The following is a 25,105-nucleotide window of genomic DNA, read 5'->3' as shown; positions in this document are numbered from 1 at the left end:
AGCCCTTATAATATTCAGCTAAATTATTCAAAACGACCATAAGAAACCACCCAGGAGTTCACGAATGGACGAGCAACTGCGCCAAGCCGCACTCGATTTCCACCAGTTTCCTCAGCCCGGCAAGATCCAGGTGTCCCCGACCAAACCGCTGGCTACCCAGCGTGACCTCGCCCTTGCCTACTCCCCCGGTGTGGCCGCCCCGTGTGACGCCATCGTGGAAGACCCGCTCAATGCCTACAAGTACACCGCGCGCGGTAATCTGGTAGCTGTCATCACCAACGGTACCGCCGTACTGGGCCTGGGCAACATCGGCCCACTGGCCGGCAAGCCGGTGATGGAAGGCAAGGGTGTGTTGTTCAAGAAGTTTGCCGGCATCGACGTTTTCGACATCGAACTGAACGAAAACGACCCGGACAAGCTGGTGGACATGATCTGTGCGATGGAGCCGACTTTCGGCGGCATCAACCTGGAAGACATCAAGGCCCCCGAGTGCTTCTATATCGAGAAGAAGTGCCGCGAACGCATGGGCATTCCGGTCTTCCATGACGACCAGCACGGCACCGCCATCGTGGCCGCCGCCGCGGTACTGAACTCGCTGCGCCTGGTCAACAAGGACATCGCCAATGTCCGCGTGGTGGCCTCCGGTGCCGGCGCTGCTGCCATCGCCTGCCTGGACCTCCTGGTAGCCTTGGGCGTGAAGCGTGAGAACATCACCGTCTGCGATTCCAAGGGCGTGATCTACCACGGCCGTGACGAAAAGCTGGACGAATCCAAGCTGCGTTACGCCATTGCCGACAACGGCTGGCGCAAACTGGCCGACGCCATGGTTGGCGCCGACATCTTCATGGGTCTGTCCGGCCCGCGTCTGGTATCCCAGGAAATGGTCAAGAGCATGGCCGCTCACCCGGTGATTCTGGCCATGGCCAACCCGGAACCGGAAATCCTGCCGCCGCTGGTGAAGGAAGTCCGTCCGGATGCCATCATCGGTACCGGTCGTTCCGACTACCCCAACCAGGTAAACAACGTACTGTGCTTCCCCTTCATCTTCCGTGGCGCGCTCGACGTGGGTGCCACCACCATCAATGAAGAAATGAAGCTGGCTACCGTCCGCGCCATTGCCGACCTGGCCATGGCCGAACAGTCCGACGTCGTTGCCTCCGCTTACGGCGACCAGGAACTGTCCTTTGGCCCGGAATACGTGATTCCGAAGCCCTTCGACCCGCGCCTGATCGTCAAGATTGCCCCGGCCGTAGCCAAGGCCGCCATGGATTCCGGCGTGGCCACCCGCCCGATCCAGGATTTCGACGCCTACGCCGACCAGCTCACCCAGTTCGTGTACAAGACCAACCTGTTCATGAAGCCGGTGTTTGCCCAGGCCAAGAAGGAAAGCAAGCGCGTTGTCCTGACCGAAGGTGAAGACGAGCGCGTACTGCACGCCACCCAGGAAATCGTGCTGGCAGGCCTCGCCCGCCCCATCCTGATCGGTCGTCCGAGCGTGATCGAAAAGCGTATCGAAAAACTGGGCCTGAAGCTGGAGCCGGGCAAGGATTTCGAACTGGTCAACAACGAATCCGACCCGCGCTTTGCCGAATACTGGAAGGACTACTACAACCTGATGAAGCGCAAGGGCGTTTCCCAGGAGCAGGCCCGTCGCCGCGTGATCGGCAACACCACGCTGATTGGCGCGCTGATGGTTCGCCGCGGTGATGCAGATGCGATGATTTGCGGTACCTATGGTACTTACCGTCAGCATTTCGACATCGTGGAAACCGTGCTGGGCTACGACAATGCCGACAAGGTGGCCGGTGCCATGAACGCGCTGATCCTGCCGACCGGCAACATCTTCATCACCGACACCTACGTGAATGCCAAGCCGGATGCAGTACAACTGGCCGGCATCACCAAGATGGCGTCCGAAGCGATGAAGCGTTTCGGTATTGCACCGAAGGCCGCCCTGCTGTCCAACTCCAGCTTCGGCACCATCAACGGTGAATCCGCCGACAAGATGCGTTCCGCACTGGAACTGATCCGCGAGGCCCAGCCTGACCTGGAAATCGATGGCGAAATGCAGGGTGACGCCGCCCTGGTGGAAGCCATCCGCACCCAGGCCATGCCGGAAACCACGCTGAAGGGCTCGGCCAACCTGCTGATCATGCCGAACGTTGAAGCTGCCAACATCAGCTACAACCTGCTGCGTGTTTCGGCATCCGACGGTGTGACCATCGGCCCCATCCTGATGGGCATGAGCAAGCCGGTACACATCCTGACCCCGATCTCCTCGGTACGCCGCATTGTCAACATGGTGGCCCTGGCTGCCGTGGATGCGCAGGTAGCAGCCAACAACAGCTAAGCTGTCGTCTTTGGTCTTATACTGAACGGGCAAGCCAGTCTTGCCCGTTTTCTATTTCTGACCAGGAGAAACGTCATGAGCGCCGATTTCAACCCGAACGACCCATTCGCCATGTTCCGCCAGTTCTGGCAAACTGCCACTCCTGTCAGCGCCCAGCCCTTTCTCCCGCCGATGAGCGAGGAGGAAATCGACCGCAAACTGGCAGAGCTGCGGGTAGTGGAAGGCTGGCTGACCATGAATCTGGGCATGCTGTCCATGCAGATGAAAACGCTGGAAATGCAACGCGCAGCCCTGTCTGCCCTCAAACCCCGCGAAGAAAAAAAGTAAACCGTCACAAACGGTAACGACGACGGGACAAGCCGGCCAAAGACGCCGACACCCGGATAAACCATAATGCATTTCCGTGCACGAACGCTTTTAGAAGAACCCTGCGTGAAAACAATCGAATCAGCGTCCCGACCTCACCCTGTCCGACTGCTAGGCCAGCTGGCGAGTGGCGGATTTTCCCAGCGCGACTATCTGGATGAACGCAAGAACCGCATCAAGCTGGTACTGCGCAGCTTGCTGTCACTGTCCAGCAGCTACCGCTGGCTGGGCTTCCTCAGCAGCCAGCCCATGCTGCTGGACTACCTGAAGCTGGCTCCGCGACTTTCGCAAAAACTGCATCGCCCCTATTTGCACCGCGGGCTGGGCAATGCCGCCAAGGTAGAGATGCTGCAACAGCACTATGGCCGGGTACTGCAACTGCCGCCAGCCGTGCGCAGCCAGTTGCTGTCGCTGGACAATATCTGCATTGCCAGCGTCACCGGCAAGGATGAAAGCAGCTTCAGCTGGGTGATGGGGCATAACCATTACTTCGACAAGGAAGGCGAGCTGTCGCTGCAGTTTGTCGATGCCCAACAGGTGGCACTGGCTACTCTCACCTTTACCCTGTGCCAGTATCAGGGGCAGCCGGTGGCACTGATTGGCGGCTTGCAAGGCCCGCGCAAGGAATTTGGCCATGAGTGCATCCGCACCGCCACCAAGGCTTGTCACGGCCTGTTTCCCAAGCGGCTGGTACTGGAAGCATTGACCGTCATTGCCCGTGAAATGGGCTGCCAGCAAGTGCTGGCCGTGTGCAAGGACAGCCATATTTACAGCTCCTGGCGCTACCGGCGTGAATTCCAGGCAGATTACGACAGCTTCTGGCTGGATATCGGTGCCGAGAAAATCAACACCGAATACTTCCGCATCCCCTTCCCCATTCCGCGCAAGCCGATGGAAGAAATTGCGAGCAAGAAGCGCAGCGAATACAACCGTCGCTATGCCTTGCTGGACGAGATGGCAGAAAAAATCAGCCAGGCCTTACGCTAAGCCTTGCCAAGAAAAAAGCACCGGACAGGTGCTTTTTTTCATTTATGTGGTCAGAAAAAATCAGGGCCGTGCCAGCGAGAAATCCGCATGCACCAGGGTGTAGGCATCCCCCGCCAGTTTGCCAATGGGGTGCAGTGCCTGTACATCAATCCGGCCATCCTGATACACCGCATCCGCCACATGCACATGACGGATTTCACCCAGCACCAGCGTGCTCCCCCCCGCCCCGTGCCCAAGGTCGAGGCAGCTATGCAGCACACACTCATAGCGCACCGGCGAACGCGCCACGCCGGGTGCCTTCACCTGTTTGCTACGGACTTTGGCGAGGCCGGCCAGATCAAACTCGTCCACTTCCGCCGGATAGGCGGCACAGGACTGGTTCATTTCCTCAACCAGCTCCTGGCTGACAATATTCACCACGAATTCGCCGGTCGCGCGGATATTGGCCAGGCTGTCCTTGTCGCTGCCATCCGGCTTCCTGAGTATGGTCACGGCCAGCATCGGCGGATTGAGTCCGGCAACGGTAAAAAAGGAAAACGGCGCCAGGTTGGCCACACCCAGCAAATCCTGCGTGCTGAGCCAGGCAATGGGACGCGGCAGCACACTGCCAGTCAGTAATTTGTACAGGCTGGTACCATCCAGCTCTCTGACATCACAATCCATCTTGCTCACCGTTTGGCTGATTCCTGATGCCACCATTCTAATGCTGCGACGCAGCACAAGAAAAGGAGGAATGACAGGCTGGTGACAGTGGCAACAAACAGCCAGCCCAAGGCAGCGAGCATGCTGCCGCTGGCATACGATTTATCTTGCCGCATGCATGGTGCAGATGCCGCGCTGCCGGTAAAATGCCGCCATGAACGCACCCCGCTTTATCCATCTTCGCCTCCACTCGGAGTTTTCCATCACCGACGGCATTGTCCGCCTCGACGACGCGGTAAAGCGTGCGCAGAAGGACAATATGCCTGCCATGGGCATGTCGGACCTGATGAACCTGTTCGGCATGGTCAAGTTTTACAAGTCCTGCCGTAACAAGGGTATCAAGCCCATCGTCTCGGCCGATATCTGGCTGGAAAACGAAGAAGACCGCGACAAGCCCACCCGCCTGATGCTGACGGTGAAAAACCGTGAGGGTTATCGCAGGCTATGCGAACTGCTGACCCAGGCCTTCACCCACAACCAGTACCGTGGCCGCGCCGAAATCAAGCGCGCCTGGCTGGAACAGGGTGATAACAGCAACCTGCTGTGCCTGTCCGGTGCCCATCTGGGTGATGTCGGCGTGGCACTGGCCATGGGCCAGCGCGAAGAAGCGATGCGCCGGGCGCAGTACTGGGAGAGCCTGTTTCCCGACAGTTTCTATCTGGAAGTCCAGCGCGTGGACAATGCGCAGGTGGAAAGTGTGGTACAGGCCACACTGTGGCTGGCAGGCGAAACCGGCCTGCCGGTCGTGGCCACCCATCCCATCCAGTTCATGGACCCGGACGACTTCAAGGCCCACGAGGCACGGGTGTGCATTGCCGAGGGCTACACGCTGGGCGACAAGCGCCGTCCGCGCAATTTCTCCGAATGCCAGTATTTCCTCTCCACCGAACAGATGCTGGAGCGCTTTGCCGACATTCCGGAAGCGCTGGAAAACACCGTAGAAATTGCCAAGCGCTGCAATATTTCGGTGGTGCTAGGCAAGAACTACCTGCCGCTGTTCCCCACCCCGGAAGGCATGACGCTGGATGATTTTCTGGTGTACGAAGCCAAGCGCGGGCTGGAAGTGCGGCTGGAACAGCTGTTTCCCGACCCGGCCGAGCGCGAGGCGCGCCGCCCGGAATACGATGCCCGGCTGAAGTTCGAGTGCGACACCATCATCCAGATGGGTTTCCCCGGTTACTTCCTCATCGTGGCGGACTTTATCCAGTGGGGTAAGGGCAATGGCTGCCCGGTAGGCCCGGGCCGGGGTTCCGGTGCCGGTTCGCTGGTGGCTTACAGCCTGAGCATTACCGACCTCGACCCGCTGCGTTACGCCCTGCTGTTCGAGCGGTTCCTGAATCCGGAACGGGTATCCATGCCCGACTTCGACGTGGACTTCTGTCAGGAAAACCGCTGGCGCGTGATCGAATACACCCGGCAGAAATACGGCGAAGAAGCCGTCAGCCAGATTGCCACCTTCGGCACCATGTCGTCCAAATCGGTAATTCGCGACGTGGGCCGGGTGCTGGACCTGCCCTTCGGCCTGTGCGACCGTCTGTCCAAGCTGATTCCGCTGGAGGCCAACAAGCCGCTGGGCCTGGAAAAGGCGATGGAAGTGGAGCCGCAGATCGGTGAAGTCATTGAATCGGAAGGTGCCAATGAGCTGATCGAACTGGCAATGAAGCTGGAAGACCTCACCCGCGGCATCGGCATGCACGCCGGTGGCGTGCTGATTGCCCCGGGCAAACTTACCGACTTCTGCCCGCTGTACATTGCCAGTGCCGACGGTGCCTCACCGGTGTCGCAGTTCGACAAGGACGACGTGGAACAGATCGGCCTGGTGAAGTTCGACTTCCTGGGCTTGCGCAACCTCACCATCATCGAACTGGCCCAGCGTTACATCAAGCAGGTCAGCAACGAGGACGTGGACGTTGCCCATCTGCCGCTGGACGATGCCGACGCCTACAAGATTTTTGCCAGCGCCAACACCACCGGCGTGTTCCAGTTTGAATCCTCCGGCATGAAAAAAATGCTGGTGGAGGCCAAACCCAGCAAGTTCGAAGAAATTATCGCCTTCGTGGCCTTGTACCGTCCGGGCCCGATGGACCTGATTCCCGACTTCATCCAGCGTATGCACGGCGCCAAGTTCGAATACCTGCACCCGCTGCTGGAGCCGGTACTGGCCCCCACCTACGGCATCATGGTGTATCAGGAACAGGTGATGCAGTCCGCCCAGGTGATTGGTGGTTACTCGCTGGGCGTGCCGACTTGCTGCGCCGCGCGATGGGTAAAAAGAAGGTGGAGGAGATGGTGGCGCAGCGCGCCATGTTCGTGCAGGGTGCCGCCAAGCAGGACATTCCGGAATCCAAGGCCAACGAAATCTTCGACTACATGGAGAAATTCGCCGGCTACGGTTTCAACAAGTCGCACGCCGCCGCCTATGCGCTGGTGGCCTACCATACGGCCTGGCTCAAGGCACATCATTGCGCCGCCTACATGGCTGCCACCATGTCCACCGAACTGGACAATACCGACCAGCTCAAGGTGTTTTATGACGACGCCACCGACCCCAAGAACGGCCTGCGCTTCTTGCCTCCGGACGTCAATCACAGCTTCTACCGTTTTGTGCCGGTCAGCCGTCAGGAAATCCGCTATGCACTGGGCGCAATCAAGGGCAGTGGCGAATCTGCCGTCGACCATATCGTGGCGGTGCGTGAAGCCAGCGGCCCCTACACCAGCCTGTTTGATTTCTGCCAGCGCACCGACAAGAAGCTGGTCAACAAGCGGGTGATCGAAGCGCTGATCCGCGCTGGTGCCTTTGACAGCATCGAACCCAACCGTGCCCTGCTGTTTGCCAATGTCGGCCTGGCAATGGAAGCGGCCGATCAGGCCCACGCCAATGCCAATCAGGGCGGCCTGTTCGACATGTTTGGCGACGATGTGGCCCCGGCGGTGGAAATGGTGGCCACCCGGCCATGGAATGACGCCGTCAAACTGGCGGAAGAAAAACTGGCCATCGGCTTTTACTTGTCCGGCCACCCGTTCTCCGCTTATGCGCAGGAAGTGCGAGCCTTCATCAAGACCACACTCTCGCGCCTGACTCCGCGCAAGGAGCCGCAGCTGCTGGCCGGTTTTGTCACCGGCATCCGCGTCAAGATGGGCAATCGCGGCAAGATGGCCTTTGTCGAACTCGACGATGGCAGCAGCAAGCGCGAAATCGGCCTGTTTGGCGACAGCTACGAAGTCAACCGCAACAAGCTGAAAGAAGACATCGTGCTGGTAGTGCAAGGCAAGGTGAGCGAGGACAGTTTCTCTGGCGGCCTGCGCATCATGGCCGACCGCATTTACGATCTGGGCGAAGCACGCAGCTGCTTTGCCCGCGGCCTGTCCTTGCAGATGAACGGCAATGCCGATGTCAACCGGCTGAAAGCCTTGCTCACCCCCTATCGTGACGAGGAAAACGGCGGCCTGGTACGCATCAGCTACAGCAATGCCCAAGCACGAGGCGATGTGGCCCTGTCGCAAGGCTGGGCGTCCGGCTGGACGACAGCCTGCTGCTGGCCTTGCAGGACTGGCTGGGCGAAACGGCGGTGAAGATATTGTGGTAAAGCCCGGCTGAACGCCGGCACCGGCCTTGCTGCTGGCGGGCAACAATTGTTCATCATTGACAGCCAGTCACCGTTTGGCAGCAGGCAGCCGGCATCGTAAGCTGTGCTGCTGCCTACCGGGCAGCGTCTCACCATCCACCCATGCCGTGCGCTTGCCAACTGCTTGCACACGGCATGTCTGATTGCATCAAAGGGGAAACATGAACTGGAATCAGGAACTGGGCACCAGCCTGGTGTGGGTAGCCAAGGCCTATGGCATCACTTGCCTGCTGTTTGTCATTGCGGTGTGGAGCCTGACCCGGCTCACCAGCTGGGGCCGCCAATTCTGGCAACTGAGCGGTGCTTACTTCAGCCTGCGGCGCAGTGCCAAACCACTGCTGGCCATTGCGCTGATCCTGCTGCTGACCCTGGCTGGCGTGCGGCTGGACGTGGTGCTGTCCAACTGGAGCAACGGGCTGTATACCTCCTTGCAGCAACTGAATGAAAGCCTGTTCTGGAGCTTTGTCCGCATTTTCTGCATTCTGGCCAGCCTGCATGTGCTGCGCAGCCTGTTCAGCTTTTACGTCAACCAGAGCTTTTCCATCCACTGGCGTGCCTGGCTGAACGAACAACTGCTGCAAAGGTTGTTGAGTCAGCAAGCCTTTTACCGCCTGCAATACCTGCCGCAACACAGCGACAACCCCGACCAGCGTATCCAGCAGGATGTCAGCAGCTTCGTCAGCAGTTCGCTCGGCCTGTCGATGGGCGTGGTCAGCGCTCTGGTGTCCACCCTGGCCTACACGCTGATCCTGTGGAACCTGTCCGGCCCCTTGCAGCTGCTGGGGGTGGAAATACCGCGCGCCATGGTATTTGCGGTATTTGTCTACGTGCTGATTGCCACCGTGCTGGCAGTGAAGATCGGCCGCCCACTGGTACGCTTGAACTTCCTGAACGAGCAATACAACGCCAACTATCGTTACCTGCTGGTGCGCTTGCTGGAGTATGCAGAAAGCATTGCTTTTTATGCCGGGGAAAAAGTGGAAGGCATGCTGCTGCGCAGCCGTTTTGGCCAGATCATCCACAACAACTGGCGCATCGTGTTCCGGTCGCTGAAATTCCAGGGCTTCAACCTGATTGTCAGCCAGACCGCCGTGGTGTTTCCACTCATCGTGCAGGCCCATCGCTTTTTCTCCAGGCAGATTACCCTGGGCGACCTGATGCAAACCTCCCAGGCTTTCGGCACGCTACACGACAATCTGTCCTTTTTCCGCAATGCCTATGACGACTTTGCCGGTTATCGCGCAGTGCTCAATCGTCTGTCCGGTTATTGCGACTCCATGCAGGAAGCCGCCAGCCTGCCGCGCCCCGCCATCAGCCATCAGGGCAAGCGGCTGGCGCTGGAAGCCTTCAGCCTGCACAGCCCGGCTGGCGACTGCCTGCTGGACAATGTCTCCATGGAAATTCCGGCAGGCAGTGCACTGCTGATTCGCGGCCGTTCCGGCTCGGGCAAAACCACGCTGCTGCGCAGCCTGGCCGGCTTATGGCCCTATAGCAAGGGCCAAATCATCCTGCCAGCAAGCGGTGTGATGTTCCTGTCGCAAAAGCCTTACCTGCCGGGCGGCAGCCTGCGCGATGCGCTGTACTACCCGGCTAGCCCGCCGCAGGGCGGCAGTGCACAGCTGGAACAGATACTGCAAAGCATACAGCTGGGCCACCTGCTGCCGCGGCTGGATGAAGAGCGTGACTGGGGCCACAGCCTGTCGCTGGGCGAACAGCAGCGCCTGGCCTTTGGCCGCCTGTTGCTGAACAAGCCGGATATCGCTTTTCTGGACGAAGCCAGTTCGGCGCTGGATGAAGGACTGGAAGATGCCATGTACCGCCTGCTGCGAGAGCAACTGCCGGACACCACGCTGGTGAGCGTCGGCCACCGCAGCAGCCTGCTGCAATACCATCAGCAGCAATTGCAGATTCTGGGCCAGGGCCGCTGGGAAGTACTGCCAGCCTAAATCTGCCCTTTCCGCTAAACGACCGCACGGCCTGCGCCGCTGCGGTCTTTTTTATGTCTGATCACACCCGCCATATCAGGAGCATTTTTTTATGCTGCTTGAAGCAAAACTGCATAATCATCTAAAAAATCAAAACTTTCCTGCAAATGTCATGCCTAGCTGCTATAGGTATATTTACGTAGCACGACTACATATACCTAATGACGAATAACAACAAGATGAACACTTGCAAGGAAAACGCTCATGACCATCATCCGACGCCTCATCCTCACCCTCGCCATTGCCCTGCTTGCCCTGCTGCTGGTGGGCGGCTTTGGCATTTACCAGCAAAAGCAGGCCAGCAACCGGTTTGAAGACACCATCAGCAATATTGCGCCCAGCATTCGCGACCTGAACGGCATGGTATATGCCTTCATGGACATCCGCAGTGCCATCATCAAGCACTCGGTATCGCATACCACTGGGGAAAAGGCAGCCGCAGAAGCCATGTCGGGCGAAGCTGACAAAAAGCTGGATGATTTGCTGAATGACTACGAGAAAAACCTGCTTGCTGATGATCACGACCGTCAGTTGTTACAGGATGAAAAAGCCAAGCTGGCCGCATTTCGTGCTGAACGTAACAAGTACTTCGACATGTCCAACAGCGGCAAGGACGATCTGGCTGATGCCATGCTGCGCGACGGCCCCTTGAATACCACCGGTGCAGACCTGCGCAAGGCCTTGAATGCCCATACCGAGTACAACCTCAAGCTGGCCTTTGATACGCTGGAAACCAACAAGGCTGCGTACAATGCTTCATTGCTGCAAACCAGCGGCATGATTGCTGGCGTGGTGTTGCTGGTGCTGTTCATGGGCGTCACCCTGTTCCGCACCATCAGCCGTGGCCTGACTTCCATCCAGCACACCATGCAGCAGGTAAGCCAGTCGCTGGACTTCACCCAGCGCGCTCCGGTCATCAGCCAGGACGAAATCGGCCATACCGCCACTGCCTTCAATAATCTGCTGGGTGGTTTGCAGACCAATCTGAAATCCATCCTGGAAGGGGCGCGCTCGGTAGCCGCAGCCTCGGAAGACCTGTCGCAGACTGCCACCCAGGTGGCTGCTGCGGCCGATGCGCAATCGTCCTCTTCTGCCAATATGGCTGCCACCATCGAGCAGATGACCGTGAGCGTAAACCACGTGGCCACCCGTGCCGAAGAATCCCGCGACCTCGCGCACAATGCCGGCAGCCTGGCGCATCAGGGTTCCACCACCATCAGCCAGACCATTCACGACATTCGCGACATTTCCAGCGCAGTGGACAGCGCAGCGGGCAGCATTCGCGAACTGGACACCTATAGCGCACAGGTGGATACCGTGGTGGGGGTAATCAAGGATATTGCCGACCAGACCAATCTGCTGGCGCTGAATGCCGCCATCGAAGCAGCACGGGCTGGCGAAATGGGACGTGGTTTTGCCGTGGTGGCCGACGAAGTGCGCAAGCTGGCCGAACGCACCAGCAGCTCCACCCAGGAAATTTCCTCCACCATCAATGCCATGCGTGACCGCTCGCGCCAGGCCACCGAACAGATGCATGCCGCCGAGGAACTGGTACGCAATGGCGTGAGCCGTGCCGACCATGCCGACCATGCCATCAAGCAGATTGGCGAGGCCACCGGCAATACCGTACACATGGTCACCGAGATTTCCGATGCCATCAAGGAACAGGGCAAGGCCACCAACAATATTGCGGTACAGGTAGAACAGATTGCCCAGATGACGGAAGAAGCGTCCTCGGCAGCACAGGAAGCGGCCAGCAGTGCGCGTCATCTGGACGAACTGGCACGCCACCAGATCAGCACCTTGCAGCAGTACCGCCTGTAAAACACCTTCCTTGCAGTCGTGGCCGCCAGTGTTACGCTGGCGGCATTTTTTTGCCATTGACCAACGGAACAAAAAAGAAACCCGCCCGGATGCCGGACGGGTGATTCACCGCAAGGGTGAAAGTCTGCCCAGGCCAGTCGCAGCCTTGGCAGTACTTTTGTTATAGCCGCAAATCACAGTGGCGTGCCCTTTGAACTTGACCAGACGCTGACCGGGCCATTAGCATAAACAAATGTTTTACTAACAAACATAAGTTTAATGACCGAACGCGAACAGGAAATCCTGCAATGGCTGCGGCAGAATCCGCTGATTCCGCAGCAGGAACTGGCTGACCAGCTGGGCATCAGCCGCTCGGCCGTGGCCGGCCACATCATGAAGCTGATGCAAAAGGGTCAGATTCTGGGCAAGGGCTATATTCTGGCCGACAGCCCTTATGTGGTGGCGCTGGGCGGTGCCAATATGGACATTCGTGGCAGCACGGTGGCCGCTCTGCGTCAGGGTGACTCCAACCCCGGCAGGATAAGCTGCTCGGCCGGTGGTGTGGCACGCAATATCGCGGAAAACCTGGCCCGGCTGGGGGCGGATTGCCGGCTGATCAGCGCCGTAGGCGATGACATCTACGGCCGGGCGCTGCTGGAAACCACCCAGCGCGCCGGGGTTGATGTCCGCCACGTCCTGCTGCTGCCGGATGCTGCCACCTCCACCTATCTGTCCATTCACGGACCGGATGGCGACATGGCCATTGCCATCAATGACATGGATATCCTGACCCGGCTGGATGCCACGCGTCTGGCACCACAGCGCGAACTGCTGCGCCATGCCGGTTTGATTGTTGCTGATGCCAATCTCTCGCTCGATGCCCTGGCCTGGTTGTTTGCCGAAGCGGGCGACACCCCGGTGTTCATGGACACGGTATCTGCTTTCAAGGCCGACCGCCTGCGTCCCTGGCTGGGCCGCATCCACACCCTGAAACCCAACCGGCTGGAAGCGGCCAGCCTGTCCGGCCTGCCGCTGGATACCCCCGAACAGGCCCCGGCCCTGGCCAGCTGGTTTCACCAGCAGGGCATCCGGCAGCTGATTGTCAGCCTGGCCGCCGACGGGGTGTTTTACAGCCATGCCGACGGTACGCATGGCTGGTGCCCGGCCCCGGCCTGCGACATTGTCAACGCTACCGGCGCTGGTGATGCGCTGATGGCCGGCCTTGCCTGGGGCGCGCTGCAAGGCATGCCCTTACCCCACGCCGTGGAACTGGCACAAGCCTGTGCCGCTCTCACCCTGAGCTGCGCCGCTACCAACAACCCCACCTTGTCACTGACAGCAGTACAACAGCTGTGCCCCAATTTGCCTTATCCGGAGCAATCATGAGCCAACACCCTTACCTGGACATCCACCCCGAAGTCGCCGCTGCGCTGGCCGCCGGTCAGCCCGTCGTTGCACTGGAATCCACCATCATCTCCCACGGCATGCCCTATCCGCAAAACGTGGCCACCGCCTTGCAAGTGGAAGCCGAAGTGCGTGCCCATGGCGCGGTACCCGCCACCATTGCCATCATTGATGGCCGCCTGAAGGCTGGCCTTGGCGCGGATGAAATCGAACTGTTGGGCAAACGTGGCCGGGAAGTGGTCAAGGTCAGCCGCCGCGACCTTCCTTTCATCGTGGCGGGCCGCCAGACCGGAGCCACCACCGTGGCTTCCACCATGATCATCGCCGCCATGGCCGGTATTCGCGTATTTGCCACCGGTGGCATTGGCGGCGTGCACCGTGGTGCCCAGCACAGCTTTGATATTTCTGCCGACCTGCAAGAACTGGCCCAGACCCCGGTCACCGTGGTGTGTGCCGGGGCCAAGTCCATTCTGGACCTGGGACTGACGCTGGAATACCTGGAAACCCACGGCGTGCCGGTAATCGGCTACCAGACCGCCACCCTGCCCGCCTTCTTCACCCGTGAAAGTGCTTTCAAGGTGGATTACCGTCTGGACAGTTCGGCCGACATTGCCGCCGTGATGCACGCCAAATGGGCGATGGCGCTACAGGGTGGCATGGTGGTGGCCAACCCCATTCCGCAGCAATTCGCCATGCCGTCGGACAAGATTGACGCCGCCATCGAACAAGCCCTGCAGGAAGCCAGTGATCAAGGCATCGGCGGCAAGGAATCCACCCCCTTCCTGCTGGCACGGGTGTGCGAGCTGACCGGCGGCAACAGCCTGGCTTCCAACATCCAGCTGGTACTGAACAATGCCCGCCTGGCCGCCGCCATTGCACAGGACTACTGCCGCCTGACCGCCTGAGCACACCCCCCAACGCCCTGCTGCCGACATGGTTGACGCCTGCCGGCAGCAGCGGTGTAATCCTCGCCCCACCCTCTGGAATGCCACCATGTCACCGCTTGAACTCACCCCGCAACTGCAACACTGGCAACAGCAGCTGATCGGGCTATTGCAACAACAGGAGCCGGATGCCGACGGTGCCCATGATCTGTCGCACTTTCACCGGGTATGGGCGGCGGCGCGGCACATCCTGCCGCATCACCCGCAGGCGGATGCCCTGGTGGTGCTGGCAGCCTGTTATTTGCACGATCTGGTCAATCTGCCAAAGAATCACCCGGACCGGGCACAGGCATCGCGGCTGGCTGCTGCCAAGGCCAGTCAGTTACTGGCGGATGCTGGCTTTCCGGCTGACAAGCTGGCTGCCGTGGCGCACGCCATCGAGGCGCACAGTTTTTCTGCCAATATCCCGCCGCAGACCGACGAAGCACGCATCGTGCAGGACGCCGACCGCATGGACGCGCTGGGTGCCATTGGCCTTGCGCGCATGTTCTACACCTCGGGCCGCATGGGTAGGCAACTGGCGCATCCGGACAACCCGCTGGGCGCAGGCCGGGCGCTGGATGACCGTGAATACGCGCTCGATCACATCGAAGTGAAACTGGAAAAGCTGCCCGACATGATGCAAACCGCAGCAGGCCGTGCCATGGCGGTGGAGCGGCTGGCACGCTTGCATGCCTTCCGCCAGCAGTTTGTCGAGGAATGGCTGGCACGCTGAGGCCGTACTTCACCGGATGGGCAAGCCTTGTGGCTGCGGCGTATGATGGGACAAAAGCTGTCAATAACAGAGGAGATGTCCCATGCACTATCACAACGCACGTCTGCTGGAACAGGTCCACGTGGTGGTGGCAGATCTGGCTGCCAGCAAACGCTTTTACCAGGCCATCCTGCATGAGCTGGGCCGCACGCTGAGTGCAGAAGGCGCCGACTTCTTCCGCGCCGACGAACTGCTGGTGACAGGCGGCAAGCCGGAACAGCGCAGCCATGTTCATCTGGTATTCCGCGCGGCAAGCCCGCAGCTGCTGACCGGCTTTGTGGCCGCGGGCCTGGCTGCCGGTGGTCGCCCCGCCCCCAGCCTGGTTCTCGGGGATGACAGCAAGCGCTGTACCCTGCTGGACCCGGATGGCAACCCGGTCCATGCCGTGGTTGATGCCACACCGGCAAGCGAAGACAAGCCCGGCCTGCTGGAACACAAGGCTCCCTTCACCGTGTGCGAATAAACCGGTCATGCCAGCATCCGGGCTGGCCATAAAAAAACGGAGGGCATTGCCCTCCGTACAAGTCTTGTAGCCAGGAGTGTTACAAGAAAACCTGCCAGCCCCGTCATCATCCCGACAGGGCCACATGCATGGGTTACGGTTTATTTCCAGCTTTGCGGGAATTTGTAACCGGCATATTTCTGTTTGGCCCAGTCACTGAAGGCCTTGCTGTTGTAAGCGGCAATCACGTCACGTGCCCACGGCTTGCCCGCATCGGCAGCGCGCACCACACCCCAGTTGACATAGGCGTAGCTCTTTTCCTGGAACACGGCCTCGGTCAGCTTGATGCCGGAACTGGTGGCGTAGTTGCCGTTGATGACGGCAAAGTCCACATCGTTACGCGAGCGCGGCAGCTGGGCGGCTTCCAGCTGGACAATCTTCAGCTTCTTCACGTTCTGGGCGATATCACGCTCGGAAGCGGTCAGCGGGTTGATACCCGGCTTGAGCTTGACCCAGCCCAGATCGCTCAGCATCACCAGTGCTCGGGCAAAGTTGGACGGATCGTTCGGCGCGGAAATGGTGCTGCCTTCCTTCACGTCCTTGAGCGACTTCAGCTTGCCCGGATAGATGCCCAGCGGTGCAGTCGGCACCTGGAATACTTCCTTCAGGCTCAGCTTGTGTTCCTTGACGAAGTTGTCCAGGTAAGGCTTGTGCTGGAATACGTTCACATCCAGCGCACCTTCCTGCAGGGCCATATTGGGACGTACATAATCGGTGAATTCCACCAGTTTGACCGCATAGCCCTGCTTTTCCAGGATGGGCTTGATCGACTGCTTCACCATGTCGCCAAAGTCACCCACGGTGGTGCCAATCACGATTTCCTTCTTGGCCGGGTCAGCTGCCAGTGCCGGACCGGCAATGGCCAGACCCAGACAAGATACGGCCAGTGCCTTGATGACGAATCTACGCATGTGAACTCCTTGCAATGATTGATAAGGGAAAGCAGCTGGCCTGGCTGCCAGGCAGCACACCAGCCGGGTTGCCGGGCTGACGGTGTCGCCCGGTCTGTAGGATTGATTCAGCGCTTATCCAGCCTGGCGGCCAGCCGGTTGCCCAGCAGCTGGATGATCTGCACGATCACCACCAGCAGCAGCACCATGGCCACCATCACGTCGGTCTGGAAACGGTAATAGCCATAACGGATGGCCAGATCGCCAATACCGCCGCCACCTACCACCCCCGCCACGGCGGAATAGCTCAGAAAGCTGATGGTGAGAATGGTCAGGCTGGAAATCAGCCCGGAGCGGGCTTCGTTCAGCAAGACCTTGATGATGATCTGCAAGGGGCTGGCCCCCATGGCCTCGGCCGCTTCCACCACACCGCGTGGAATCTCGCGCAGGGTTTGTTCCACCAGCCGGGCAAAATACGGAATGGCGGCAAAGGACAGCGGCACGGCAGCCGCCACCGGGCCGATGGTGCTGCCCACCAGCAGGCGGGTAAGCGGCACCAGCGACACCATCAGGATGATGAAGGGGAAGGAGCGCACCAGGTTCACCGTCCAGCCCAGCACACCATTGACCAGACGGTTGGCAAACAGCTGGCCCGGCTGCGACAGGTACAGCCAGATACCCAAGGGCCCGCCCAGCAGGATGGCGGCAGCCAGTCCCACGCCCAGCATCAGGCCGGTTTCCTGACAGGCCTGCCAGATTTCCGGTGCCATGCCGGCCAGGTCGGCCAATGCCGCAGCAAAAGTCATTTCTTCCATCACGCAGCCTCCAGCAAAGAACGGGCGAGGTCTGAACGGGCATCCACCTTGCCATCGCTCACCTCCACCACTTCCACCACCTGGCCGGCGTCCAGCACGGCCGCGCGGTGGCAGATGGAACGCACCACATGCATTTCGTGGGTGACAATCACCACCGTCACGCCAAAGCGCTGATTGATGTCGCGCAGGCAGTCCAGAATGGACTGGGTGGTTTTCGGGTCGAGCGCCGAAGTGGGTTCATCCGCCAGAATCACCTTGGGGCGCGGAGCCAGTGCGCGGGCAATGCCCACCCGCTGCTTTTGCCCGCCGGACAGCTGGGCCGGATAGTGCTGCGCACGGTCGGACAACCCGACCACTTCCAGACATTCGGCCACGCGCTGGGCGATATCGGCCTTGGACCAGCCGGCAATCTCCAGCGGGAAGGCGATGTTGTCGGCCACGGTGCGGTTGGCCATCAGGTTGAACTGCTGGAACACCATGCCCAGATGCTGACGGGCGCGCCGCAAGGCAGGCGCATCCATGGCGGTGAGGTCTTGCCCGTCCACGATCACGGCACCGCTGTCCGGGCGCTCCAGCAGGTTGATCAGCCGCAGCAAGGTGGATTTGCCGGCACCGGAAAAACCGATCAGGCCGAACACTTCACCAGCGGTGATGGCGAGCGAGGTATCCTGCACAGCGTCGAACCAGCCGCCACCGGGGCGACGAAAACGCTTGCGGATGTTTTGCAGATGAATCATTCAAATACTCCGGAATGCATAAAGCCCGCCGGTGACGCTGGCGGGCTTTATGCATGGAATCTTTGAATACTGAAAAGATTATATAAGCAGAAACTGAATTGATACGGGGTCTGCTTACCCACGCTTTAGCTGTTTTACGCCCGCAAGCTGTGTCAAATCGGCGATTAATTTTGGGTATTGAACATCAATTTTCGCTTTACGTCAAGCCTGATGCAGTATTCCTGCCCTAAAAGCGCAAGCTTTGCAGTAAAACGGAAATTTTTCTGCTGATAAAGCAGGATTACGGCATGGTTTTATCAATCGCAAAACACTGATGTTTCATATCGAACATCAGCATTTTCAGGCTGGAAGCAGCGATGCAGTCAGCGGCAAGTGGTCCGACAAACGCGACCAGGGCAGGCCGCGCAGCACATCGGCACTCAGCACCCGCAGGCCGCGCACATAAATGCGGTCCAGCGGCAGCACCGGCAGCCGTGCCGGAAAGCTTTGCGCGTAATGGCCTCGGTGGGTGAGAAACACTTCCTGCAAGCCCGCCTGCTGCAGGCGTTCGCTCGCCTCGCCCTGCCAGTCGTTGAAGTCACCAGCCAGGATGATGGGCGTATCCGGCGCAATGGCTGCCTCGATGTAATGCAGCAGATTGGCGTATTGCTTGCGCCGGTCGCGGGCCAGCAAATTGAGGTGTGCACACAACGCGGCTATCGGGCGGTTCCAGCCACGCGGCAACAGCATGCAATGCAGCAAGCCACGGCTTTCAAAGCGGTTGACCGACAGGTCGCGGTTACACCATTCGATGATGGGATGACGGGTCAGCACCGCATTGCCATGGTGGCCGTGTTCATAGGCGGCATTCAGGCCATACACCACCTTGTGATCCAGCCGCCGGGCCAGATAGTGATGTTGGGCTTGTACCGGCCAGCCCTCGTGACGCAGCGAACGCAGCAGGTTCTTGCCTTGAACTTCCTGCAAGAACAGCAAATCCGGTGACTGCATTTCCAGCGCATGGGCAATTTCATCGACCCGCACATGGCGGTTCAGCGGGGACATGCCCTTGTGGATGTTGTAAGTCGTTATCTTGAGTGGCTTCATCATCTATCCATAGCGCAAGCAGCCTCGCTTGTGCCAGTCCCTGGCGCAAATAATGCGCGATTTCCATCCTGGGGGGAGGCAACTTCAGGTATCAGCATGCCAGTCAGCCTGAAGCTGATGCGGCTTGCAGCAGCCAGCTTTATTTCAGGTAGGAGCGGACCAGGCGCATCACCTGGTCGGCTTCCTGCTGCCGTTCCGGGTCGACGTCGGCACCAATGGCGGCGGGGGCCAGCAAATGCTCGCGCAAATGGCCTTCCAGCACTTCGGCCATCAGGCCATTGACCGCACCGCGTATCGCAGCAATCTGCTGCAGTACCGCCATGCACTCCTGCCCTTCCTCCAGCGCCCGCTCGATGGCGGCGGCCTGTCCCTGGATACGCCGTACTCTGGCCAGTAGCGGTTTTTTTCCCTTTACGGTGTGTCCCATTGCGATTTTCTTTCTCAAAACATACTGGGGGGTAGTATATTGCGGACATTCTCATCCTGATACGCATCCGCATCATGCCACCACTGAGCGAACTGATACAGCAAGGTTCCACCAACCTCTGGCTGTTCATTCCATCCGCCATCCTGCTGGGCGCCCTGCACGGGCTGGAGCCTGGCCACTCCAAAACACTGATGGCGTCCTTCATCATTGCCATCCGCGGCAGCATTGCCCAGGCCGTGCTGCTAGGCCTGTGCGCGGCCTTGTCCCACTCGCTCGTCGTCTGGCTGCTGGCGGCAAGCGCCCTGCACTATGGCAACCAGTTGCTGGTTGAACAGGCGGAGCCATGGCTGCTGTTGCTCTCCGGCATCATCGTGCTGGGCATTGCCAGCTGGATGGCATGGCGCACGCGACTGGACAATCTGGCGGCCCGGGCCTGGCAGCACGCCCCGCACGGCGGCAAGATGATCAATACCGGCCATGGACTGGTGGAGTTAGTGCTGGAGGGTAATGACTGGAACAGCGAGGCCTGTTTTCGCCTGTATTGCTACAGCGCACAGCTACGCCCGCAAAAGCCGGCCAGTGAGGTGCAGTACCGGCTACAGGTACGGCGGGATGAGGGCCAGCAAGAGGACTACCTCCTGATATCACGAGGGAGCTACCTGCAGGCGGAGCAGCCCATTGCCTCGCCGCACCAGTTTTCCGTCACGCTGCACATGCTGCATGGCAATCATGGCCATCAGTTTGCCCTGCGCTTTGGCCCACCGGCAGCGCGGCGCTACCAGCAGCGCAGTCAGAATGCCGCTGTTGTCGGCAAGGGCAGCATGCTGGCACGGCCGCAACGCGCGTCGACCCAGGCCGACACCGCCGAGCCGTATCAGGATGCCCATGAGAAAGCCCATGCCGAGGAAATTGCCCGGCGCTTTGCCGGCAAAACGGTAAGCAATGGCCAGATTGCCCTGTTCGGGCTGACTGGCGGCCTGATGCCCTGCCCGGCCTCAGTCACCATCCTGCTGATTTGCCTGCAGCTCAAGCGGGTAGCGCTGGGTCTGACCATGGTGGCGTCGTTCAGCATCGGCCTGGCCATTTCACTGGTGAGCGTTGGCGTGGTGGCCGCCTGGGGAGCACGGCGGCTGGGTGAGAAGTTTCATCAGCTGGATGGCACCATACGACGTCTGCCTTATCTGTCCAGCCTGATGATGGTGGTGATTGCAACCGTGATGATGCTGCAAGGGGGCCTGCAGCTGGCCGGCTGAATCAGGCCTTGACCCAACCCAGCGCAATCGGCTTGGCCAGCAGGCAACGATAGCTGCGGTTGAGGCCATCGAGCACACGCTGGCCAAAGCGCGGCCAGGCGGCATGCATGGCCAGCGCATAGGGCAGCGACAGCAGCAGGCCACCCAGAATATCCAGCGGCCAGTGCACACCCAGATAAATGCGTGACACCCCTACCAGCGCGGTCAGCAGCAACAGCAGCTGGCCCAGCCTGGCCTTGCCGGCCAGCCAGAAGGCAAAGGCGGTGGTGGCGAAGATGGTGGTGTGGTCACTGGGGAAGGACGGGTCGGCTGCATGGTCGATAAAGCGATACCCCAGGCCAATGGCAAAGGGGCGCGGGTGATCCCACAACATGCCGATCAGCTGATTGCACAGCAAGGCCAGCCCGACACTGAACAGCACCTTCAGCGCACGCTCGCGCTGGGCACGCTCACCCCACAGCCACATCAGCAGCAGCAATACCGGAATCAGCAAAATCAGGTATTTGGCAAAGAAGATGGCCAGCTTGATCATCAGCACGGACGAGACGGGCGTGGCGTTGATGAGCAGGAAACAAGCCTGATTGAAGCTTTCCAGTGCAAGCATGACAGTATGATGACAATTAACGGAAAAACGGATTGTAACGATCCTGCCGCATGCTGTCCTTGCCTGTTTTGTGACGAAGTTTGTACTGCCCGTGCAAAATGGGCACACTTTGCTTACACAAATACCGATTCCGGACAGTCCATGCCTGTCAACAACACACCGCCAGCACCACGGTCCGTCTCTTTGCGCGAGGCAAGCGCTTTCTGGCTGAAGCTGGGTTTCATCAGCTTTGGCGGCCCGGCCGGGCAGATTGCCATCCTGCATCAGGAACTGGTGGAACGCCGCCGCTGGATTTCCGAGCGCCGCTTTTTGCACGCGCTCAATTACTGCATGTTGCTGCCCGGCCCGGAAGCCCAGCAGCTGGCGACATATATTGGCTGGCTGCTGCACCGCACGCCTGGCGGTATCGTGGCTGGCGGACTTTTTGTGCTGCCTTCGCTGCTGATCCTGATTGCGCTGTCGTGGGCCTATCTGGTATTTGGCCAGCTGGGTGTGGTGGCGGGCATGTTTTACGGCATCAAGCCGGCCATTGTCGCCATCGTGCTGCATGCGGCACTGCGCATTGGTCAGCGTGCCTTGAAGAACCGCCTGCTGTGGGGACTGGCACTGGCTTCCTTTATCGCGCTGGCCGGTTTCGGACTGCCCTTCCCACTGATCATCCTGACTGCGGCCTTGATCGGCGCGCTGGCGGGCAAACACTACCCGGCGCTGTTTGCCGCCGCAGGCAGCGGACATGGCGCAGCGCATCAGTCAGCCGGACCGGCACTGATAGACGATGACACTCCACCGCCTCCTCATGCCCGTTTCAGCCGTGGCGGGCTGGTGCGCGTAGTGCTGGCCGGCAGCCTGTTGTGGTGCGGCCCGATGCTGGTGCTGCTTGGCCTGTTTGGCTGGGACCACCCCTTCAGCCAGATGGGCTGGTTTTTCACCAAGGCTGCCTTGCTGACTTTTGGCGGGGCATATGCGGTGCTGCCCTATGTCTATCAGGGTGCAGTGGTGCAGCATGGCTGGCTGAATGCCGGACAGATGATGGACGGACTGGCACTGGGCGAAACCACACCCGGCCCGCTCATCATGGTAGTGGCCTTTGTCGGCTTTGTCGGTGGCTTCCAGCATGCAGGGGGTATGGTTCCGGGGCTGGCTGGCACACTGGCCGCCTGCCTGGTGACCTGGTTTACCTTCCTGCCATCTTTCCTGTTCATTCTGGCTGGTGGGCCGCTGATTGAAAGCAGCCATGGCAAGCTGTCGCTCACTGCGCCACTGACTGCCATCACCGCGGCAGTGGTGGGCGTGATCGCCAACCTGGCGCTGTTCTTTGGCTGGCATGCGCTCTGGCCGCAAGGCTGGCAAGCCGGGCCGGACTGGCAGGCCATCCTGCTGGCCGTGGCTGCGGCACTGGCACTGCAGCGCTACAAGGTGGGGGTGATCAAGGTGATTGCCGCAGCAGCCGTGGCCGGCTGCCTGCTGCACGGCTAGTCGGCAGGCAAGCCCAGCCGTGTTGCCAGCTGGCGGATGGCTGCGGCATTGGAGGGGGAAAACACCAGCTCGGCGGCCTGTTGCCAGGGCAGCCATTGCTGGGACACATGCTCGCCTTCCGCCAGCCGCACCGCTTGTGGCGCGTCCAGTTGCAGGCCAAACACATATTCATCGTTATGCGTCACGCCGTCCGGGTAGCGATGACGCCAGTGCGGGTAGATTTCGTAGCGGTTGTGCAATTGCCAGTCACTCAGCACATGCTGGTCGGCATCCAGCCCGGTTTCTTCCAGCACCTCGCGCCGTGCTGTCTCCAGCAGGGTCTCGCTGCCTTCACGGCTGCCGGTGACCGACTGCCAGTAGCCCGCCCGGTCGGCGCGTTCAATCAGCAAGACTTCACCGGCTTTGGTGTGAATCACCACCAGCACGGAAACCGGCTGCTTAGTGCCCATCGCCACGCCCTCCGGATGCATCGGCCTTGCTGGCGGCCAGCAAGCCGGCCAGTTCCACCGCCGACTTGACGCCCATTTTCTCGAACACACGGGCACGGTGTACTTCCACCGTTTTCATGCTGATGGAGAGCTCTTCGGCAATCTGCTTGTTCAGCTTGCCCAGCAAAATCAGCTGCATCACTTCTTTTTCGCGCTCGGTCAATTGCGCCAGCATGCTGCCCACCCGCTGACGGCGGCCATGGCTGGCGCGGTTGCTTTCATCCTGTAGCAGCATTTTTTCCACCCGTGACAGCAATACCTCGTCGTCGAATGGTTTTTCCATGAAATCCAGCGCGCCCAGCTTGATGGCAGCCACCGCATGCGGCACATCGCCATGGGCGGTCAGCATGATGGCTGGCGGGCAGTAGTCCAGACCGGCAAGGCGCTCCAGCAGCATGATGCCGGACATGCCGGACATGCGCAGGTCGACAATCAGACCGTTGAAGCCGGTATCCGGGCCGGTGGCCAGGAACTCTTCGGCACTGTCAAAGCCGCTGACCTGGTAGCCCTGACCGTCCAGCAGCCAGATCAGCGCCTGCCGTACCGCGGCATCGTCATCCACAATCGCCAGTCGTTTGCCTGTCATCCCTGCTCTCCCCGGCCGGGCAAGGCCACGGCCACATCACTGACAATACGCACATCCCGCTGCGGATAGGGAATTTCGATACCCAGTTCCTTGAACCGCCGCCAGATGGCCAGATAGATTTCCGAACGCAAGCCCATGAAGCCGTTTTCCGGGTCTTTCACCCAGATGCCCAGCTCCAGATTGATGCCACTGTCGGCAAAAGCCGTGACAAAAGCCGCCGGGGCCGGGTCGGTCTTTACCCGCGGGTGCACTGCCGACTCACGCAGCACGGCCAGCGCCTGGTCCAGATCGGTACCGTAATCCACCTGGATGGGCAGGCTGATCCACATGGCCTTGTCCGAGTAGGACTGGTTGATCACGGTGTTGGAAATCAGCGCGTCATTCGGCACCAGGGCCTCGGAGCCATCTGCGCTTTTCAGTACCACATAGCGCGAGGTGATACGGGTGACATAGCCTACCCGGTTATCCACCATCAGACGGTCACCAATACGGATGGAACGGTCCAGCAGGATGATGAAGCCGGACACATAATTGCTGGCAATCTTCTGCAAGCCAAAACCCAGCCCCACACCCACCGCACCGCCAAACACCGACAGTACGGTGAGGTCTATCCCCACTACCGGCAGGGCGATGAGCACCGCCACCACGATCAGCAGGGTGCGGGCCATCTTGGCAAACACAATGCGCAAGGACAGGTCCATGTGCTTGAGCGCCATCACACGCGCCTCTATCACCCGGCTGACCCACAAGGCCACCACCACGATGACCGATACCCACAGCATGGCATTGAGGATGGTGAGCAGGTCCAGCCGCGACTTGCCGACAGAGAAGGAAACCGACTGCAGCCAGTCCAGCATCACTTCATCAAAGCCAATGGCCCAGCTGACAAAACCCAGCCACAGCATGGTGGCGATGAAGTGTTCGGAATTACGCTCGAACTTGCCCTGCGGCAGCGCCTGACGCATGACCGCGGTAAACAGGCGGATCACCCCCAGCCAGAACAGCATGGCAGCAAACAAGGGCAGCAGGTGCGGACGCGTATGCATCACCATCATCCAGCCGATGATGGATAGCAGCATGGATAGCAGGGCGACCAGCGGCAACACCAGCCGGAAGGCGGTATAGGGCAGGAACCGCTCGTAACGCTCCGGGTGATGCATGAACCAGCGGCGGAAGGTATTGCGCGCGGCAAACACCCCCAGCAACAGGCATAGCACGCCCAGCAACAGCTGGGTCAGCCCGGGGCCGGTCTGCAGCGCCTGCAATACCACGTCAAAATCCATTTCTTCACGCACAAACAGCATTGTTTTCTCCGTATCG

General features: G+C 60.0%; 21 protein-coding genes and 1 pseudogene. 12 read left to right on the top strand and 10 right to left on the bottom strand.

The window, feature by feature from the left end:
* The first annotated feature begins 64 nt into the window (after positions 1-64).
* From AWT75_RS14055 to AWT75_RS14045, 3 genes are all read left to right on the top strand, one after another.
* Complete coding sequence (locus AWT75_RS14055) at positions 65-2,350, top strand: NADP-dependent malic enzyme (protein WP_045847196.1); 2,286 nt, start codon at positions 65-67, stop codon at positions 2,348-2,350.
* Positions 2,351-2,425: 75 nt separating this feature from the next.
* Positions 2,426-2,677: a PhaM family polyhydroxyalkanoate granule multifunctional regulatory protein gene (locus AWT75_RS14050; protein WP_045847195.1), complete on the top strand. Its 252-nt coding sequence runs from the start codon at positions 2,426-2,428 to the stop codon at positions 2,675-2,677.
* A gap of 105 nt (positions 2,678-2,782) precedes the next feature.
* Positions 2,783-3,703, top strand: coding sequence for a VirK/YbjX family protein (locus tag AWT75_RS14045; protein WP_052694080.1), 921 nt, complete (start codon positions 2,783-2,785; stop codon positions 3,701-3,703).
* 60 nt (positions 3,704-3,763) lie between these two features.
* Here AWT75_RS14045 and AWT75_RS14040 read toward each other — a convergent pair whose 3' ends face one another.
* Complete coding sequence (locus AWT75_RS14040) at positions 3,764-4,366, bottom strand: flavin reductase family protein (RefSeq protein WP_062789735.1); 603 nt, start codon at positions 4,364-4,366, stop codon at positions 3,764-3,766.
* Between the two features lie 193 nt (positions 4,367-4,559).
* Between AWT75_RS14040 and dnaE the strand changes: the two are divergent.
* The 7 genes and pseudogenes from dnaE (at position 4,560) to AWT75_RS14005 (ending at position 15,384) form a co-directional block, all read left to right on the top strand.
* Positions 4,560-7,992 (top strand): annotated as a pseudogene (gene dnaE, locus AWT75_RS14035) (DNA polymerase III subunit alpha).
* A gap of 200 nt (positions 7,993-8,192) precedes the next feature.
* On the top strand, positions 8,193-9,977 hold the full coding sequence (locus AWT75_RS14030) for an ABC transporter ATP-binding protein/permease (protein ID WP_062789731.1): 1,785 nt from the start codon (positions 8,193-8,195) through the stop codon (positions 9,975-9,977).
* Between the two features lie 243 nt (positions 9,978-10,220).
* Complete coding sequence (locus AWT75_RS14025) at positions 10,221-11,840, top strand: methyl-accepting chemotaxis protein (protein ID WP_062789729.1); 1,620 nt, start codon at positions 10,221-10,223, stop codon at positions 11,838-11,840.
* A 258-nt stretch (positions 11,841-12,098) separates the two neighbouring features.
* The gene (locus AWT75_RS14020) at positions 12,099-13,205 is read left to right on the top strand and encodes a PfkB family carbohydrate kinase (RefSeq protein WP_062789727.1); all 1,107 of its coding nucleotides are present in this window, start codon (positions 12,099-12,101) and stop codon (positions 13,203-13,205) included.
* Positions 13,202-14,128: a pseudouridine-5'-phosphate glycosidase gene (locus AWT75_RS14015; RefSeq protein WP_062789725.1), complete on the top strand. Its 927-nt coding sequence runs from the start codon at positions 13,202-13,204 to the stop codon at positions 14,126-14,128. The genes AWT75_RS14020 and AWT75_RS14015 overlap by 4 nt, the downstream gene beginning before the upstream one ends.
* Positions 14,129-14,216: 88 nt before the next feature.
* On the top strand, positions 14,217-14,882 hold the full coding sequence (locus AWT75_RS14010) for an HD domain-containing protein (RefSeq protein ID WP_062789722.1): 666 nt from the start codon (positions 14,217-14,219) through the stop codon (positions 14,880-14,882).
* Between the two features lie 82 nt (positions 14,883-14,964).
* A complete protein-coding gene (locus AWT75_RS14005; protein ID WP_062789719.1) occupies positions 14,965-15,384 on the top strand; it encodes a VOC family protein in 420 nt (139 codons plus the stop codon).
* 140 nt (positions 15,385-15,524) lie between these two features.
* On the opposite strand, the gene AWT75_RS14000 is transcribed toward AWT75_RS14005, so the two are convergent.
* The 5 genes from AWT75_RS14000 to AWT75_RS13980 all read right to left on the bottom strand — a co-directional run bounded on the left by AWT75_RS14000 (position 15,525) and on the right by AWT75_RS13980 (position 19,378).
* Positions 15,525-16,334 (bottom strand): MetQ/NlpA family ABC transporter substrate-binding protein, encoded by an 810-nt coding sequence (locus AWT75_RS14000; RefSeq protein ID WP_045847187.1) that lies wholly within the window; start codon positions 16,332-16,334, stop codon positions 15,525-15,527.
* 107 nt (positions 16,335-16,441) lie between these two features.
* On the bottom strand, positions 16,442-17,128 hold the full coding sequence (locus AWT75_RS13995; RefSeq protein ID WP_045847186.1) for a methionine ABC transporter permease: 687 nt from the start codon (positions 17,126-17,128) through the stop codon (positions 16,442-16,444).
* A complete protein-coding gene (locus tag AWT75_RS13990; protein ID WP_062789717.1) occupies positions 17,128-17,865 on the bottom strand; it encodes a methionine ABC transporter ATP-binding protein in 738 nt (245 codons plus the stop codon). The genes AWT75_RS13995 and AWT75_RS13990 overlap by 1 nt, the downstream gene beginning before the upstream one ends.
* A gap of 339 nt (positions 17,866-18,204) precedes the next feature.
* Positions 18,205-18,954 (bottom strand): endonuclease/exonuclease/phosphatase family protein, encoded by a 750-nt coding sequence (locus AWT75_RS13985; RefSeq protein ID WP_420835425.1) that lies wholly within the window; start codon positions 18,952-18,954, stop codon positions 18,205-18,207.
* Between the two features lie 136 nt (positions 18,955-19,090).
* The gene (locus tag AWT75_RS13980; RefSeq protein ID WP_062789713.1) at positions 19,091-19,378 is read right to left on the bottom strand and encodes a metal/formaldehyde-sensitive transcriptional repressor; all 288 of its coding nucleotides are present in this window, start codon (positions 19,376-19,378) and stop codon (positions 19,091-19,093) included.
* A gap of 74 nt (positions 19,379-19,452) precedes the next feature.
* Here AWT75_RS13980 and AWT75_RS23535 point away from each other — a divergent pair, with 74 nt between their 5' ends.
* Positions 19,453-20,631 (top strand): HoxN/HupN/NixA family nickel/cobalt transporter, encoded by a 1,179-nt coding sequence (locus AWT75_RS23535; protein ID WP_082696108.1) that lies wholly within the window; start codon positions 19,453-19,455, stop codon positions 20,629-20,631.
* A 1-nt stretch (position 20,632) separates the two neighbouring features.
* On the opposite strand, the gene AWT75_RS13970 is transcribed toward AWT75_RS23535, so the two are convergent.
* Positions 20,633-21,235 carry a phosphatase PAP2 family protein gene (locus AWT75_RS13970; RefSeq protein ID WP_062789711.1) on the bottom strand — a complete coding sequence of 201 codons (603 nt, stop codon included), beginning with the start codon at positions 21,233-21,235 and terminating at the stop codon, positions 20,633-20,635.
* A 141-nt stretch (positions 21,236-21,376) separates the two neighbouring features.
* Here AWT75_RS13970 and chrA point away from each other — a divergent pair, with 141 nt between their 5' ends.
* Entirely contained in the window at positions 21,377-22,711 is a 1,335-nt protein-coding gene (gene chrA, locus AWT75_RS13965; protein WP_062789709.1) for a chromate efflux transporter, read from the top strand.
* Here the strand turns inward: chrA and nudB are convergent.
* The 3 genes from nudB to AWT75_RS13950 are packed head-to-tail and all read right to left on the bottom strand — an operon-like array spanning position 22,708 to position 25,089.
* Complete coding sequence (nudB, locus tag AWT75_RS13960; protein WP_062789707.1) at positions 22,708-23,160, bottom strand: dihydroneopterin triphosphate diphosphatase; 453 nt, start codon at positions 23,158-23,160, stop codon at positions 22,708-22,710. The two genes, chrA and nudB, sit on opposite strands and share 4 nt — an antisense overlap.
* A complete protein-coding gene (locus AWT75_RS13955; protein WP_045847178.1) occupies positions 23,150-23,785 on the bottom strand; it encodes a response regulator transcription factor in 636 nt (211 codons plus the stop codon). The genes nudB and AWT75_RS13955 overlap by 11 nt, the downstream gene beginning before the upstream one ends.
* On the bottom strand, positions 23,782-25,089 hold the full coding sequence (locus AWT75_RS13950) for a mechanosensitive ion channel family protein (protein ID WP_062789705.1): 1,308 nt from the start codon (positions 25,087-25,089) through the stop codon (positions 23,782-23,784). Before AWT75_RS13950 ends, AWT75_RS13955 begins: the two co-directional genes overlap by 4 nt.
* Positions 25,090-25,105: the final 16 nt, after the last annotated feature.

The organism is Aquitalea pelogenes (assembly GCF_001515305.1).
Classification (GTDB): Bacteria; Pseudomonadota; Gammaproteobacteria; order Burkholderiales; family Chromobacteriaceae; genus Aquitalea; species Aquitalea pelogenes.
Note: the sequence above shows the minus strand (reverse complement) of the source record. Positions and strands in the feature narration are given on the sequence as shown.

What these genes read in the sequence shown, in the direction of transcription:
- nudB (WP_062789707.1), bottom strand. Translation starts at nt 23,160, where the DNA reads ATGGGCACTAAGCAGCCGGTTTCCGTGCTGGTGGTGATTCACACCAAA.
- AWT75_RS13995 (WP_045847186.1), bottom strand. Translation starts at nt 17,128, where the DNA reads ATGGAAGAAATGACTTTTGCTGCGGCATTGGCCGACCTGGCCGGCATG.
- AWT75_RS13990 (WP_062789717.1), bottom strand. Translation starts at nt 17,865, where the DNA reads ATGATTCATCTGCAAAACATCCGCAAGCGTTTTCGTCGCCCCGGTGGC.
- AWT75_RS13970 (WP_062789711.1), bottom strand. Translation starts at nt 21,235, where the DNA reads ATGCTTGCACTGGAAAGCTTCAATCAGGCTTGTTTCCTGCTCATCAAC.
- AWT75_RS14010 (WP_062789722.1), top strand. Translation starts at nt 14,217, where the DNA reads ATGTCACCGCTTGAACTCACCCCGCAACTGCAACACTGGCAACAGCAG.
- AWT75_RS14050 (WP_045847195.1), top strand. Translation starts at nt 2,426, where the DNA reads ATGAGCGCCGATTTCAACCCGAACGACCCATTCGCCATGTTCCGCCAG.
- AWT75_RS13950 (WP_062789705.1), bottom strand. Translation starts at nt 25,089, where the DNA reads ATGCTGTTTGTGCGTGAAGAAATGGATTTTGACGTGGTATTGCAGGCG.
- AWT75_RS14025 (WP_062789729.1), top strand. Translation starts at nt 10,221, where the DNA reads ATGACCATCATCCGACGCCTCATCCTCACCCTCGCCATTGCCCTGCTT.
- AWT75_RS23535 (WP_082696108.1), top strand. Translation starts at nt 19,453, where the DNA reads ATGCCACCACTGAGCGAACTGATACAGCAAGGTTCCACCAACCTCTGG.
- AWT75_RS14030 (WP_062789731.1), top strand. Translation starts at nt 8,193, where the DNA reads ATGAACTGGAATCAGGAACTGGGCACCAGCCTGGTGTGGGTAGCCAAG.
- AWT75_RS13980 (WP_062789713.1), bottom strand. Translation starts at nt 19,378, where the DNA reads ATGGGACACACCGTAAAGGGAAAAAAACCGCTACTGGCCAGAGTACGG.
- AWT75_RS14005 (WP_062789719.1), top strand. Translation starts at nt 14,965, where the DNA reads ATGCACTATCACAACGCACGTCTGCTGGAACAGGTCCACGTGGTGGTG.
- AWT75_RS14040 (WP_062789735.1), bottom strand. Translation starts at nt 4,366, where the DNA reads ATGGATTGTGATGTCAGAGAGCTGGATGGTACCAGCCTGTACAAATTA.
- AWT75_RS14020 (WP_062789727.1), top strand. Translation starts at nt 12,099, where the DNA reads ATGACCGAACGCGAACAGGAAATCCTGCAATGGCTGCGGCAGAATCCG.
- AWT75_RS14055 (WP_045847196.1), top strand. Translation starts at nt 65, where the DNA reads ATGGACGAGCAACTGCGCCAAGCCGCACTCGATTTCCACCAGTTTCCT.
- AWT75_RS14015 (WP_062789725.1), top strand. Translation starts at nt 13,202, where the DNA reads ATGAGCCAACACCCTTACCTGGACATCCACCCCGAAGTCGCCGCTGCG.
- AWT75_RS14000 (WP_045847187.1), bottom strand. Translation starts at nt 16,334, where the DNA reads ATGCGTAGATTCGTCATCAAGGCACTGGCCGTATCTTGTCTGGGTCTG.
- AWT75_RS13955 (WP_045847178.1), bottom strand. Translation starts at nt 23,785, where the DNA reads ATGACAGGCAAACGACTGGCGATTGTGGATGACGATGCCGCGGTACGG.
- AWT75_RS13985 (WP_420835425.1), bottom strand. Translation starts at nt 18,954, where the DNA reads ATGATGAAGCCACTCAAGATAACGACTTACAACATCCACAAGGGCATG.
- chrA (WP_062789709.1), top strand. Translation starts at nt 21,377, where the DNA reads ATGCCTGTCAACAACACACCGCCAGCACCACGGTCCGTCTCTTTGCGC.